The 13,110-nt window shown below is 68.1% G+C and carries 13 protein-coding genes; 1 reads left to right on the forward strand and 12 read right to left on the reverse strand.

Annotated features, from left to right (window positions below; translation table 11 throughout):
• A partial coding sequence (locus tag AC5P9N_RS06570) for a hypothetical protein (RefSeq protein WP_204304120.1) occupies positions 1 to 215 on the forward strand: 215 nt, incomplete at its 5' end.
• A 163-nt stretch (positions 216 to 378) separates the two neighbouring features.
• On the opposite strand, the gene gspD is transcribed toward AC5P9N_RS06570, so the two are convergent.
• From gspD to AC5P9N_RS06630, 12 genes are all read right to left on the reverse strand, one after another.
• The gene (gene gspD, locus AC5P9N_RS06575; protein WP_005412208.1) at positions 379 to 2,580 is read right to left on the reverse strand and encodes a type II secretion system secretin GspD; all 2,202 of its coding nucleotides are present in this window, start codon (positions 2,578 to 2,580) and stop codon (positions 379 to 381) included.
• Positions 2,581 to 2,589: 9 nt separating this feature from the next.
• A complete protein-coding gene (locus tag AC5P9N_RS06580; RefSeq protein WP_005408032.1) occupies positions 2,590 to 3,384 on the reverse strand; it encodes a type II secretion system protein, XpsN-like in 795 nt (264 codons plus the stop codon).
• Positions 3,374 to 4,087 carry a type II secretion system protein GspM gene (gene gspM, locus AC5P9N_RS06585; RefSeq protein WP_043033848.1) on the reverse strand — a complete coding sequence of 238 codons (714 nt, stop codon included), beginning with the start codon at positions 4,085 to 4,087 and terminating at the stop codon, positions 3,374 to 3,376. Before gspM ends, AC5P9N_RS06580 begins: the two co-directional genes overlap by 11 nt.
• Positions 4,062 to 5,207 carry a PilN domain-containing protein gene (locus AC5P9N_RS06590; RefSeq protein ID WP_005412206.1) on the reverse strand — a complete coding sequence of 382 codons (1,146 nt, stop codon included), beginning with the start codon at positions 5,205 to 5,207 and terminating at the stop codon, positions 4,062 to 4,064. Before AC5P9N_RS06590 ends, gspM begins: the two co-directional genes overlap by 26 nt.
• On the reverse strand, positions 5,204 to 6,067 hold the full coding sequence (locus AC5P9N_RS06595; RefSeq protein WP_005408029.1) for a type II secretion system minor pseudopilin: 864 nt from the start codon (positions 6,065 to 6,067) through the stop codon (positions 5,204 to 5,206). The genes AC5P9N_RS06590 and AC5P9N_RS06595 overlap by 4 nt, the downstream gene beginning before the upstream one ends.
• Positions 6,064 to 6,696: a type II secretion system protein J gene (locus AC5P9N_RS06600; protein ID WP_099484329.1), complete on the reverse strand. Its 633-nt coding sequence runs from the start codon at positions 6,694 to 6,696 to the stop codon at positions 6,064 to 6,066. The genes AC5P9N_RS06595 and AC5P9N_RS06600 overlap by 4 nt, the downstream gene beginning before the upstream one ends.
• Positions 6,693 to 7,118, reverse strand: a complete 426-nt coding sequence (xpsI, locus tag AC5P9N_RS06605; RefSeq protein ID WP_099484330.1) for a type II secretion system protein XpsI — start codon at positions 7,116 to 7,118, stop codon at positions 6,693 to 6,695. Before xpsI ends, AC5P9N_RS06600 begins: the two co-directional genes overlap by 4 nt.
• Complete coding sequence (gene xpsH / locus AC5P9N_RS06610; protein ID WP_099484331.1) at positions 7,115 to 7,609, reverse strand: type II secretion system protein XpsH; 495 nt, start codon at positions 7,607 to 7,609, stop codon at positions 7,115 to 7,117. Before xpsH ends, xpsI begins: the two co-directional genes overlap by 4 nt.
• A 6-nt stretch (positions 7,610 to 7,615) precedes the next feature.
• The gene (gene gspG / locus AC5P9N_RS06615; RefSeq protein WP_099484332.1) at positions 7,616 to 8,059 is read right to left on the reverse strand and encodes a type II secretion system major pseudopilin GspG; all 444 of its coding nucleotides are present in this window, start codon (positions 8,057 to 8,059) and stop codon (positions 7,616 to 7,618) included.
• Between the two features lie 49 nt (positions 8,060 to 8,108).
• Positions 8,109 to 9,329, reverse strand: a complete 1,221-nt coding sequence (gene xpsF, locus AC5P9N_RS06620) for a type II secretion system protein XpsF (RefSeq protein ID WP_099484333.1) — start codon at positions 9,327 to 9,329, stop codon at positions 8,109 to 8,111.
• Positions 9,330 to 9,353: 24 nt separating this feature from the next.
• A complete protein-coding gene (gspE, locus tag AC5P9N_RS06625) occupies positions 9,354 to 11,075 on the reverse strand; it encodes a type II secretion system ATPase GspE (protein ID WP_099484334.1) in 1,722 nt (573 codons plus the stop codon).
• 137 nt (positions 11,076 to 11,212) lie between these two features.
• On the reverse strand, positions 11,213 to 13,105 hold the full coding sequence (locus AC5P9N_RS06630) for a S8 family serine peptidase (protein ID WP_099484335.1): 1,893 nt from the start codon (positions 13,103 to 13,105) through the stop codon (positions 11,213 to 11,215).
• Positions 13,106 to 13,110: the final 5 nt, after the last annotated feature.

The following is a 13,110-nucleotide window of genomic DNA, read 5'->3' on the forward strand; positions in this document are numbered from 1 at the left end:
GACCCACCCCGCCTTCGACAGTTTTCCGCGATCTGTCGGGCATTGCCTTCTGTAGAGCCGAGCCATGCTCGGCTCAGATGTTTCAGATCTCGAAATATTCGATTTCGATGGAGAGTCATCCACGCATGGCGTGGATCGTGTCGACCAAGGTCGACACCTACCAACAGCAGCAGGCAACTGTCGAAGGCGGGGCACTGTGGGTTTGCGGGGTGTGAGCCGCATGGATGCGGCGACCAAGCCTACATGGACGTATTTACGGCGTCCCCGCAAACCCACAGTGCCCCGCCATCCCTCAGTAAACCCGCTGTTGCTGTTGCTGTTGCTGTTGCTCCAGCTTCGGCCTCTGCGGGTGCCGGGCGCAGCCCGGCCGTAAACCCCTTACTTCTTTGCGCGCGGCTGGTTCAGCGGTTCCATCGCTCGGAAGCGTTGGCTGTACTCGTCGGTCAGATTCCGCGCTTCCTGGCTGTTGCGCACGATGCTCGGGGTCAGCAGCACGATCACTTCGGAACGACGGCTGGTACGGCTCTTCTGCCCGAACAGCGCGCCGACCACCGGAATCCGGCTCAGGCCGGGAATGCCGCTGCTGCCATCGGTGGCCGAATCGGTGATCAGGCCGGCCAGCATGATGGTGTCGCCGCTCTGCACCGCCGCTTCGGTCGACAGCTTCTTGGTGGAAATCCGCGGGTTGCAGTTGCGCTCGGTCGGATTGCAGTTGTCGGGCACGTTCGAGGCGCTGCTCACTTCCTGCACGATATCGAGGAACACCGTGCCATCGCGGGTTACGCGCGGGCGCACCTTCAGGATCACGCCGGTGTCGATGTACTGCACCGAACTGTAGGTGCCGGTGCCGATACCGGTGTTGACCGTGGTGGTGTTGATCGGCACCTTGTCGCCCACGTTGAGCGTGGCCTCGGCGTTGTTACGCACGAACACCGAGGGGGTCTGCAGCAGGCGTACATCGGTGACCTTGTCCAGCGCGCTCACCACCGCCGCACCATTGTGGCCGGTGAATGCCCAGCCCAGGCCTTCGCCACCGGTTGCGGCACCGGCGAAGCTGCTCCAGGAGCCACCCGCTGCTGCCGGCAGGGTCACGCCGCCCAATGCTCCCGTCAGGGCACGCCCGGCCACGGCATTGTCGAAGAACCAGTTCACGCCGTACTTCAGGTCACCATCCAGCGATACCTCGGCCACCTGGGCTTCGATGTGCACCTGCAGCGGCATCACGTCCAGCTTCTCGATCACCTCGCGGATCGAGCGCCAGGCCTGCGGGCTCGAACGCACCAGCAGGGTATTGGTCTCCTCCACCGCCGAGACGCCCACGCGATCGCCTTCCACTTCCAGGCTGACGCTGACGTTGCCGGACTGGCGCTGCGGCAGGTTCATGCTGCCGTTGCCGGCACCGCTGGAACCGCTGCCCGGGGTCGAACCGAAACTGCTGCTGTTGTTGCTGTCCATGCCGCGCTCGCCGTCGCTGCCCAGCTGCGATGGAATCGCGCCGGGTGCCAGCGATGCCGGGCTGGAGCCGCCGCGGTTGCCGCTGCTGGCGAAGGCTTCACTCAGCCGCTCGGCCAGGTCGCGCGCCTTGATGTAGCGCAGCTCGTAGGAGAACAGGCGGGCGCTGCCACCGGCGGTATCGATACGGTCCAGCCACTGCTGGATCTGGTCCAGGTAACGCACCTGCGGGGTGATCACCAGCACGGCGTTGGCGTTTTCCAGCGGCAGGAAACGGAACATGCCGGCGCTGGGGGTCTTGCTCTCCTCGCCGAACACCTTCTCCAGATCGGCAGCGACCTGCTCGGCCTTGCCCGACTGGATCGGGAACACGCCCACCGACATGCCCGACAGCCAGTCGACGTCGAAGATCTCGACGGTGCGCATGTAGTTTTCCAGCTCGGCGCGGGTACCGCCCAGGGTGATCACGTTGCGGCCGCTGTCGACGTTGACGATCGCATTGGGCCGCGCATAGGGCTCCAGCACCTTCTTCATCTCGGTGGCGGAGATGAACTGCAGCGGGATCACCCGTACCTCGAAGCCACGCGCACTGGCTGCAGGCGCCGTGCTCGGCGCAACCGTACCGGCCAGCGCCTGGTCGGCAGCGACGATGTTGTAGCGGCCACCGCTGTAGACCATGCGGGCGTTGTTCCAGCCCAGCACCATCTCCAGCAGGTTCAACGCCTGCGCCGGCGACACCGGCTTGGGCGTGGCCAGGGTGACCGTGCCCTGCACGCCCGGTGCGATCACGTAGTTCTGGCCCAGCATGTCACCGAGGATGGCCTTGACCACCGCGTGCACCGACTCGCCTTCGAAATTGAAGGTTGCTTCACCGGTGCTGGCGCCATGCAGCGCCGGTGCCGGTGCACGTGCTGCTTCGCGGTTGATCATGGTGCCGGTGCCACGGCGGATCACCGCCTGCGGAGCGCCCTGGGCGTCACGGGCAGCATCTGCTGCGACATCAGCTGCCTGGCCGGCCTCGGCAGTGGGCGACAGATTGCCCTTGCGCTGCACATGCGGCGCGGACACGGTGCTGCAGCCGACCAGCAGCGCGAGGGCAAAGGACCAGGGAAGAAAACGCAGGCTCATGCATTCACTCTATCGGTTGGTGCCATCGCCCGGGGGCGGCGACGGTTGTTGCTGCTGTTGTTGCTGCAGCTGGCGGCGACGGGCCTGGATGCGTTCGCGGATGGCCTGCATCTGCGCTTCGCTGGGGCCATTGGTGTTGGCAGGAGGTGCCGCGGCGGCGGCTGATGGCACGCTGCTGGCGGGCTGCGGCTGCGCGGTTGCGGTTGCAGCAGCCGGAGGTGGGGATGGCATCGGCGGTGCGCCCGCCGGCGGTGGCACAACGACCGCACCCGCCGGCGGCGCGCCATTGGCACCCCGCAGTACGGTGGGCGGCTCGCCGCCCTGGCCATTGAACACGGCCAGTTCCAGCACCTGGCTGCCGCTTGGGCCGATCACCGTGGCCTGGCGCGGCGCAAGCCCCACAAGTTGCCAGCCGTCCACCGCTTCGCCGTTGAGGCGCAGCCGCAGCGAACGGTTCTGTTCGGTGGTGAAGGTGGCCATGCCGAAGTCGCCGGTCAGCAGCACGCCGGTCAGGCGCAGCGCGGCGCTGGCGGCCGGCTCGCTGCCACCGAGCAGGTAGGGCTTCGGCCTGCGGTCCTCGGCGAACAGCGGTCGCTCGCCGATCGCGCTGTAGCTGTCGGCGCTGGGCATCCGTTCTGCGGCCAACGGCGGCAGCACCGGCAGCGAAGGCACCGCATCGGCATCGCCATCCGCACCTGGCAACTGGCTGCCCAGACCGAAGCCGGTGGCCAGCCAGACCGCCGCAGCCCAACCGGCCAGGGCCAGCAGGAAACCGGTGCGCAGGCTGATCTGCTCAAGTTTCATCAGCGACCTCCTGTCCCTCGACCGGCGCCGCCGGTGCGGGGGCGGGTGGCGCTGAAGGCGGCTGCGGCGCGGACACCGGTTCGGCGGCAGGCGTCGGCGCACTGCCATCGGCAGCAGCCCCCGGCAGCAGGTAACCAGCCAGTTCGAATGACACATCCAGGCCGAGCCCGGATTCATTCGGCGACTGCTGGAAGCGCTGCGCGATCAGGTTGAGGTTGTCGACGAACAGGCGCGGGCTGCCGGTCTCCAGGCTGTGCAGCACCGTGGCCAGTTCGGCCACGCCACAGCGCAGGCGCACCTGCATGGCGACGCGCACGAACTCGGCGTCGCGGCGGTTGTCGGTGAGCGGCGTGCGGTTGCTGATGGTGCAGCTGCGGTTGCCCGGGCTGGCCATCGCCACCGCATCCTGCAGCTTCGCGCCGAGCGCAGCGGCTGCAGCCTCGGCGGTGGCCTCGCGCAGGAAGCCCGGCCGCTGCTGCAGTGCCTCGCGGGTGGCACGCAGGCGCTGTTCGATCTGCGGCTGCTGCTGCAGCTGCGCCTGCACGCGCTGCTCGCGCTCGCGCAGGGCGGCGACATCAGCATCGATTTCGCGCAGCGGCCGGGTGAACCAGGGGTGCACCAGCAGCAGGTAGGCCAGGCCCAGCACTGCCAGCAACAGTGCCAGTGCCAGCCAGCGGTCACGGCGTGCGCTTGGCATCGGCATCGGCCGCCTCCCGGTTCGGGGCTGCCGCCGGCAACGGCTGCAGTTCAGCGGTCATGGTGAAGCGGTCGCGGCCACTGGCGGCGCCATCGGCCTGCAGTACGCCGGTCAGGTTGACCTTGCGCCACTGCGGCGCATCCTGCAGCAGCTGCACCAGCTGCGAGGCCTCGCGGCTCAGGCCGATCAGCTGCAGGTTGTTGTTCTCGATGGCCAGTTTTTCCAGGTACGTTCCCTCCGGCAGGCGCCGGGTCAGTTCGTTCCAGATCTCCACCGTACCCGCGCGCTGGCCGCGCTGCTTTTCAAGGAACGCGGCACCGTCGATCAGCGCCTGCAGCTGGGCACGTTCGCTGGCCACGCCACGCGCACTGCGCGCGCTGCGCTCCACCTGGGCACGCAGTTCGTCGGCTGCCGCGCGGCGATTGTCCAGCACCTGCAGGCCAGACAGCACCAGCATCACCACCGCGGCCACGGCCAGCAGAAGGTTCCAGCGCCGCATCGGGTCGGCCTGCAGCTGACGCTGCGCGGGCGGCAGCAGGTTCACCTGCAGGATGTTGCCCTGCGCGTCAATGGCATCGACACCGGACAATGCATCGGCCCATTGGCCCACGTTGCTGCGCCAGGCCTCGAGCTGCCGCAACGGCCAGGCCACCAGTTCGACCTGCAGCTGGCCCTCGCCCGCCGCGCCACGTTCACGCACGTCATAGCTGACCTGGCTGGATTCGAAAGGCGTCTGCCGGTCGATCTCGAAACCGACCACCGCACGCAGGCGGTCAGCCGCCGCCGCCGGCAGGCGCAGCTGCCGGCGCAGCACATCGCCTGCCGGCAGCAGCCACACCCGCGGCAAGCTGCGCAGGCGGGCTTCCAGCACGCGATCCAGTTCGGCCGGGGACAGCGGCCACGGCAGCCGTACGACCGGTTCGCGGCGCTCCCCCGCCTCACGCCAGACCTGAAGATGGTCGCCTTCGCGCTGCAGCAGCAGGCGCGCCTGTGCCCAGCCCAGTGCCCACTGCCAACGTGCCGGCACCCAGGCCAGCAGCGATTGCCGCCACCAGCGCAGGAAACGGCCGGCGCCAGGGCCGATCCGGCCCTGTACCTGCCGCACACTGTCCTGCCATGCCGTCATCTTGCTGTCATTCCCTGCTCCCAGCGAAGCACTGTGTAGGACCGCCCGGGAACCCCGCCCGAGCCATTGCGTACCACTGCCTGCAACACCGACCGGCGTCCACTGCCGTCGGTTGCACGAGACTCGATACTATAGGTGCCGCTGCTGCTGGCAAGCGTTGTCGCACCGCCAGCGGTATCTGCGTCACGCTCCTGCTGTGCGCGCTGCGCCAGCACGGTATCCGCATCCAGGCCCAGTGCGGTCAGCACCGGCGCGCTGGCAAACTGGGGATCCGGGCGCGCCTGGCGGCTGTACAGGGTCAGGTGCGGCAGCATGGCCTGGTACAGCGGGCCGCGCATGCCGAGTACCCGCTGCAGCTCGCCCAGCGTCTCGAAACGCTTGTTGCGGGGGCCATAGGGCAGGCCTGCGGCGGCATAGTCGGGCGCTTCGGCACCGCCGCCGGGCTGCAGCAGGCTGTCCTCGTCGCGCCAGTCGACGATCGCGCCGGCCAGCTGGCGGGCCTGCGCTTCGTCTTCACCCAGCGCCTTGAGGAAGGCGCTCAGCAGGGCCACGTCGGCCAGGTTCAGGTTGATCTTGCCGTTCTCGTCCAGCACCTTGATCTCGATGCTGGCGTCATCGAACTGCCAACGATAGACACGGCCATCGGCGCGCCAGGGCGCCCGCTGCGGATCGGCGGACAGGCGCGTCAGCGCGTACTCAAGTCCCGCCCGTGCACGCTCCTGGCCACGCGCATCATCATCCAGCACCCGCTGCTGCAGGTGCTCGACCCGCGCGCTCAACGCGAACGCGCCCACCAGCGCCGTCATCAGGGCGATCAGCCACAGGACCAGTACCAGCGCCGCGCCGTGCGCCCGGCTCATCGCGCTCCTCCACTGCCGCCCGCGCGCGGAGCGACCACCAGTGCAGGCCAGGGAGCGCCCTTGGCGGGCACGATCTGGATCTCCACCAGCATCGGCAGGCGCCGGGTGTCATCCCAGCGCGGCATCCAATCAGTCACCTGCCCGGTGCTGGCATCGATGCCGCGATAGCGCAGTTGCACCGACTTGAGGTTCTCCACCAGCACCTCCGGTGGGCGCGGCGGAGTTTCGGCGATGCGCTCGCCCTCCTGCAGCAGCACGAGGTCGAGCAGGAGGCGTTGCTGGCCGCTGCGGCCATCCACCTGCAGTGCGTGCAGGTAGGCACCGCCACGGCCCAGATAGCCCGGTAGATCGGCCGCGAACAGCATGCGTTGCTCTTCGCCCTGGAAGAAGATCGGTTCGCGGGTGGGATCGGGCACTTCCAGCGGCGTGCGCAGCGCACCGGCCAGCTGCCGCCGCAGCAGAGCCTCGACCGCACGCATGCGTTCGCTCTCGGCGGCAATCTGCTCGGCACGCTGGCTCACCGCCATCGCCGAGCGCACGCTGGCAAAGGCCAACGCCAGGCCACCGGCCAACAGCACCGTGGCCAGCATCACTTCCACCAAGGTAAAGCCTGCGGCGCGTCGCTTCATCGCGCGCTCTCCAGGTCCGGCGGCAGCAGGCGCAGGCTGCGCCAGCGCAGTTGTTCGCGTTCGTCTTCGCCCCAGCGCACCTGAAGCTGCAGCTCGGCCAGCCAGGGAGCCCCCGGCGATTGCGCCTGTGCCTGTACCGCGTTGGCGGCACGCGGCTCGACCCATGGCTGTACCTGCAGCTCCCAATGGTATCGGCCCTGTTCCCAGTCGCCCTGCTGGCTGCCCACCTGCAATGGCGCGGCGACACCGGCTTCGGCCAGCAGCGACTGCGCATGCAGCACCGCACGCGTGCGCAGCTCGGCCTCTCGGACCTGTTTCGCGCCACCTGACAGGCTGCCCAGCAGCAGCGTCAGCGCCAGGCCCAGCAAGGCGAAGGCGATGATGACTTCCAGCAGGGTGAAACCACGCGCCCGCCGCTTCATGGCGCCTGCCACGGGCCGGAGCGGACCTCGCCGGTCAGCCAGCCGACATCGATGCGCCATTCGGCGCCCTCACGCTGCAGGCGGATGCGGCCACCACTGGAGCCGCCATCGGGATGGAACTCGATCACGCCCTGCCCCGGTGCGGTGGCCAGCTGCGCGGCGCCTTCGAACTGCACCTGCAGCTGCGCCGGGACGTCGCCCTGGCGCTGGTTCGCACCTTGCCAGTGGCGACGCGCCGGTTCGATCACGAAGCGCTGCGGTTCACCGCGTGCGATGGCCTGGGCGCGCACCATGCGCAGCTGGTTGGCGATGTCCTTGCCGGCGCTGCGCAGCTGCATGCCGGCAAAGCCGCGCGACAGACCCGCGGCGGTGATCAGGCCGATCGCGGCGATCAGCGCGATCACCAGCAGCATTTCCAGCAGCGACAGGCCCGCTGCGCGCCTGCCGTGCAGGCGAGGGCGAGGCAGCCGCCGCGGCAGGAAATGCGTCATGCCCGGTTACGGCTGGTAGCGGATGTCAGCGTCGACGCTGCTGCCACCGGCCTTGCCGTCCTTGCCCAGGCTGATCAGTTCATACGGCTGGCCTTCGCCCGGCGCGCGGTACTCCAGCGCGTGGCCCCACGGGTCATTCAGGTCGGCCGGCTTGGCGTACGGGCCCAGCCAGCCGCCGACACCGGCCGGTGCGGTCACCAGATCGTTGAGCGAGCCCGGCAGCTTGCCGGTATCGATCTGGTAGTTGTCGACCTTGGAGGCAACGGTCTGCACCTGGGCCTTGGCGATGTTCGCCTTGCCACGATCGGCACCGCCCAGCACGCGGCTGGCGACCAGTGTCAGCACCGCGCCGATCAGCACGATGACGATGATGATCTCCAGCAGGCTCATGCCCGACTGGTTGCGCGCGGCGGCGAAGGAAAGGCGGATCGGTCGACGGGAAGCAATCATGGTCGGTCCTTTCGGTTGCGGAGTGTCGGGGTTGCGTAGGGAGCCATCATCAGCCGATGGCATTGGTCAGGTCGTACAACGGCACCAGCACGGCCACGATCACCGCACCGACCACCGAGGCCAGCACCAGGGTGATCGCCGGCACCATCGCGGCCAGCAGACGGTCGATGCGACGGGCGCTGTCCTGTTCAAACGTGTCGGCGGCCTTCAGCAGCATGGTATCGAGTGCACCGGACTCCTCGCCGACCTGGATCATCTGCAGCGCCAGGCGCGGGAAGCGCTTGCCGCGCGACAGCGCCAGCGACAGGCCGGCACCGTTCTTCACTTCATCGGCGGCCGCTTCGACATCGGCAGCCAGCGCACGGTTGCCCAGCACGTTGCGGGCGATGCCCAGCGCACCGAGCAGCGGCACGCCGTTGCGCAGCAGGGTGCCCAGCGTGCGCGCAAGCCGTGCGGTTTCCAGTTCGCCCAGCAGGCGGCCGATGCCGCGACGCTGCAGCAGCCAACCATCCAGCGCCAGCCGGAATGCCGGCTGCCGTACCTTGCGTTCGAAGAACAGTGCCAGCACTGCGGGCACTACCAGCAGCAGCACCCACCAGTCGCGCACGAACAGGCCAAGCTGCAGCACCGCATTGGTGAACCACGGCAGCGCCACGTCCAGGCTTTCGTACATCTGCGCGAACTGTGGCACCACGTAACCGAGCAGGAACAGCAGCGCACCGCCCACCACCACCAGCAGGATGGCCGGATAGACCAGTGCGTTGATCACCTTGCCCTGCAGCGCGCGGCTGCGTTCAAGGTAGTCGGCCAGCCGCTGCAGGGTCTCGTGCAGGCTGCCACCCGCCTCGCCAGCACGCACCATGTTCACGTACAGGCGCGAGAACAGGCCGTGCTGGCGTTCCAGCGCGGTCGACAGCGGCGCACCGCCGCGCACCACGTCGCGGATGTCGGTGATCGCGCGGCGCGAACGTTCGTCTTCCGGAAGCCCGAGCAGGATCGACAGTGCACGGTCCAGCGGCTGGCCGGCGCCAAGCAGGGTCGCCAGCTGCTGGGTGAACTGCAGCAGCGCCGCGCCCTGCAACGGGCGCTGGCGCAGCAGCGTGCGCCAGCTGCTGCCGCCGACCACGCCGCCATCGGCCAGCTGGGTCTCCATCGGCAGGTGCCCCTGATCCTGCAGGCGCGCGACCAGTTCGGCCTCGCTGGCGGCTTCCATCTGCCCGTCGAAGATCTCGCCGTGCGGATTGAGCGCCTTGTAGCGGTAGTTCGGCATGTCAGCCCCGGCGTCCTGCGCGCATCAGCTTTCCTCGGTCACGCGCAGCACTTCCTCGATGGTGGTCTGCCCGCTCAGCGCCTTGGACAGACCATCCTCGTACATCGTGCGCATGCCGGCTTCACGGGCGATGCGTTCGATCTCGCCCATGCCATCGCGGCGCATCACCGCGCGGCGCAGCGCATCGTTCATCACCAGGAATTCCATGATGGTGGTGCGGCCCAGGTAACCAGTCGGCGCCAGTGCCGAAGGCTTCGGGCGGTATAGATGGATCGGCCCTTCCGGCTGCAGGCGGCGCAGCTCGAAACGCTCGATCTCCTCCGGCGAGGCTTCATAGCGTTCGGCGTGGGTCGGCTCCAGCCGACGCACCAGGCGCTGGGCCAGGATGCCGTTGATGGTGGACGTGAGGAGATAGTCCTCCACGCCCATGTCGAGCAGGCGGGTGATGCCGCCGGCCGCATTGTTGGTGTGCAGGGTGGACAGCACCAGGTGGCCGGTCAGCGCCGACTGGATCGCGATGCGCGCGGTTTCCAGGTCGCGCATTTCGCCGATCATGATGATGTCCGGGTCCTGACGCACGATGCTGCGCAGTGCGTTGGCGAAGTCCAGGCCGATCTGCGGCTTGGCCTGGATCTGGTTGATGCCCTCGATCTGGTACTCGACCGGATCTTCCACCGTGATGATCTTGACGTCGGCGGTGTTGAGCTGGCTCAGCGCGGTGTACAGCGTGGTGGTCTTGCCCGAACCGGTCGGGCCTGTGACCAGCAGGATGCCGTGCGGTTGTTCCAGCACTTTGCGGAACTGCGGCAGGAACGCATCGGTGAAGCCGAGACGATGGAAATCGAACACCACCGTTTCGCGGTCGAGCAAGCGCATCACCACGCTTTCGCCGTGCGCGGTCGGCACCGTGCTCACGCGCAGGTCCAGCTCCTTGCCCTGCACGCGCAGCATGATGCGGCCGTCCTGCGGCAGGCGGCGCTCGGCGATGTTGAGGCGGGCCATGATCTTGATGCGGCTGATCACCGCTGCGGTGAGGTTGGCCGGCGGGCTTTCGCCTTCCACCAGCACGCCGTCGACGCGGTAACGCACCTTCAGCCGGCTTTCGAACGGCTCGACGTGGATGTCCGAAGCGCGCAGTTCCACCGCACGCTGGATCACCAGGTTGACCAGGCGGATCACCGGCGCTTCCGAGGCCAGGTCGCGCAGGTGCTCGATATCGTCGACCGCGCCGCCCTCGCCGTCTGCGGTTTCAACAATCGCGCCCATCGCGCTGCGGCCCTGGCCGAACCAGCGCTCGACCAGATCATCGATCTCCGCACGCATGCCCAGCACCGGGGTCACCGGTACGCAAAGTGCCAGCTGCACAGCCTGCTGCGGATAGGGATCGTGGGCATCGGCCAGCCACAGCCGTACACCCTGTTCATCCAGCGCCAGCGGGCATACATGGAACTGTTTGAGGAAACGCAGGGACAGCGGCAGGCCCTCGGCCAGACCCTGGGGCGGTGAATCCGGCAGCTGCTTGCCATCCAGCAGCGGCAGGCCCAGCACCTCGGCGCTGGCCTGCGCCTGGTCACGTTCGGACACCAGCCCCAGCCGCACCAGCAGGCCAAGCAGGCTGCCGCCGGCCTCCGCGTGCAGCGGCCGTGCCCGTGCAAGATCGCTCTCCTTGAGGCGGCCACACGCCAACAACGCATCCAGGATGCGGCCTTCGGCGTCGTCGGCAGCGGTTGCAGCAAGGGCGTTCACGTGACTCTCCTGTCAATCGGCTCGACTTTAGCAGTTACGTCGTGATTTCCGTCGCCCCGCCGCCCGCTTTCGTAAAAAGACGAAGCCCGTCACATGCGGGTGACGGGCTTCGGCCATTCAACTACCGCACTGCGCGCTTACTGCGTGGCGAGAATGCTCACACCACTGTAAGCCGCCTCGCCCACCACCTTGATGTAGTAGGTGCCGGCAGTCGGTGCCGTCACCCGCACCGTTTCCGAGGTGCCCGGACGGGTCGAGCGCGCATCGTTGTCGGTGGCACTCGGCTCGCGGCCCTTGGCCAGGTAGACCGAGACGTTGCCGGTGCCACCATAGGTGATGACGCTGAGCTGCTTGCCTGCCGCGGCTTCGAAGCTGTAAAGCACGCTGCTGCCGGCGGCACCACTCAACCCGCCGATGGCCACCTTGTTGGTCAGCGGCTTGGCCACCGGCCCGCAGTTCTCGGTGCATGGCTCTTCCAGGGCCTTGTCCAGCGCGGCCTTGGCATCGACGATGCCGGTACCGATCGGGGTGGCGGTCGGAATGCTGACCGGGAACGGACGTGCCGTTTCCTTCAGCAGGGTACGCATGCCCGCCGGCGCGAGCGGGTCGCGGTTGGCGGCGATCAGCGCGCTCTGCACCAGCGCGGCGACGGCAGCCACATGTGGCGCCGCCATCGACGTGCCGGCCTTGCCGCCAAGGGTGTAACCCTCGGTGGAACCGGCTGCCGGCGGCGACGTCTTGCTGCTGGACACCGCCTGCCAGACATAGCCGTTCGGATTGCCGTCGGTGACGCCACCGCCCGGGCCGGACAGATCGATGCGGGTACCGAAGTTGGAGTAGTAGGCCATGGCGCCGGTGATGCCGGTCGCGCCGACCGAGACCACGCCATCGCAGTTGGCCGGGCGGGCATTGGCGACATTCATCGAGTCGTTGCCGGCTGCCACCACCACCAGGGTACCGCGGTTGGTGGCACCGGTGATGGCCGCCTGGTAGGCCGGATCACAGCTGCCGGAGCCGCCCAGGCTCATGTTGATGATCTCGGCCGGATTCTGGTTGGCAGGAATGCCGGCCACGGTACCGCCCGAGGCCCAGGTGATGGCGTCGGTGATGTCCGACAGGGTGCCACCGCAATAGCCGAGCACGCGCACCGGCAGCACCTTGGCCTTGTAGGCCAGGCCGGCGGTATGCAGGCCGTTGTTGGTGGCCTCGGCGATGGTGCCGGTCACATGGGTACCGTGCCAGCTGCTGTCGCGTACCGGCGAACCGTCGTAGCAGGCATTGGCGGTGGGCATCCAGTCACCGTAGTCGAGTGCACCTGGCACGCGGCCGTCGGCGGCACGACGCGAGCGGCTGGCCTGGCTGATGAAGTCGTAGCCCTCCAGCAGGGTGCCGGCGGCAAAATCCGGGTGCTCGGGCAGGATGCCGGTATCGAGCACGGCCACCACGATGCCCTCGCCCTGCGAGACGTCCCATGCGGCCGGTGCGTTGACGCCGCCGACCGGGTTGTGGAAGTGCCAGTTGTGGCTCTGGTAGTAAGGATCGTTGGGCACGAAGTTGGGCGACGCATCGGACTTCGCGACGGCGTCCGCACGCGGCGACGACGCAGCATCGATCGGATACATGATGGCGTCGGCCACCGCATACTCGACGGTCGGGTCAGCCTTCAGTTCGCCCAGCACCTTGTCCAGTTCGGCGCGCGCGATCCCTCCCTGCAGGCGGATCAGATCGGCACCGATGCCCAGCTTGCGGGCCACCTGCGGGCGCAGCGCGGCACTGCGCGCAGCCGCGTTGGTACCTGCCGGCACGGCGCGGGCGATGGCCGAGTTGACCACGGCCAGCTTGGCGTTCGCATCGGCAGCTGCGGCGCTGCCAGCGCGGTATTTCACGATGATGCCATCCACCTGCTGCGTCTTCGGGCCGGACAACGGCGCATTTGCTTTCAGGTCGGCGGCCTGTGCCAGGCCAACACCGGTCAGCGACAGCACGGCGGCTGCCAACACATTGATGCGAAGGTTCTGCTTCTTGATCACGTCGA

The organism is Stenotrophomonas sp. YJH_SMC_6 (assembly GCF_059371335.1).

What these genes read in the sequence shown, in the direction of transcription:
- gspD (WP_005412208.1), bottom strand. Translation starts at nt 2,580, where the DNA reads ATGAGCCTGCGTTTTCTTCCCTGGTCCTTTGCCCTCGCGCTGCTGGTC.
- AC5P9N_RS06580 (WP_005408032.1), bottom strand. Translation starts at nt 3,384, where the DNA reads ATGAAACTTGAGCAGATCAGCCTGCGCACCGGTTTCCTGCTGGCCCTG.
- gspM (WP_043033848.1), bottom strand. Translation starts at nt 4,087, where the DNA reads ATGCCGATGCCAAGCGCACGCCGTGACCGCTGGCTGGCACTGGCACTG.
- AC5P9N_RS06590 (WP_005412206.1), bottom strand. Translation starts at nt 5,207, where the DNA reads ATGACGGCATGGCAGGACAGTGTGCGGCAGGTACAGGGCCGGATCGGC.
- AC5P9N_RS06595 (WP_005408029.1), bottom strand. Translation starts at nt 6,067, where the DNA reads ATGAGCCGGGCGCACGGCGCGGCGCTGGTACTGGTCCTGTGGCTGATC.
- AC5P9N_RS06600 (WP_099484329.1), bottom strand. Translation starts at nt 6,696, where the DNA reads ATGAAGCGACGCGCCGCAGGCTTTACCTTGGTGGAAGTGATGCTGGCC.
- xpsI (WP_099484330.1), bottom strand. Translation starts at nt 7,118, where the DNA reads ATGAAGCGGCGGGCGCGTGGTTTCACCCTGCTGGAAGTCATCATCGCC.
- xpsH (WP_099484331.1), bottom strand. Translation starts at nt 7,609, where the DNA reads ATGACGCATTTCCTGCCGCGGCGGCTGCCTCGCCCTCGCCTGCACGGC.
- gspG (WP_099484332.1), bottom strand. Translation starts at nt 8,059, where the DNA reads ATGATTGCTTCCCGTCGACCGATCCGCCTTTCCTTCGCCGCCGCGCGC.
- xpsF (WP_099484333.1), bottom strand. Translation starts at nt 9,329, where the DNA reads ATGCCGAACTACCGCTACAAGGCGCTCAATCCGCACGGCGAGATCTTC.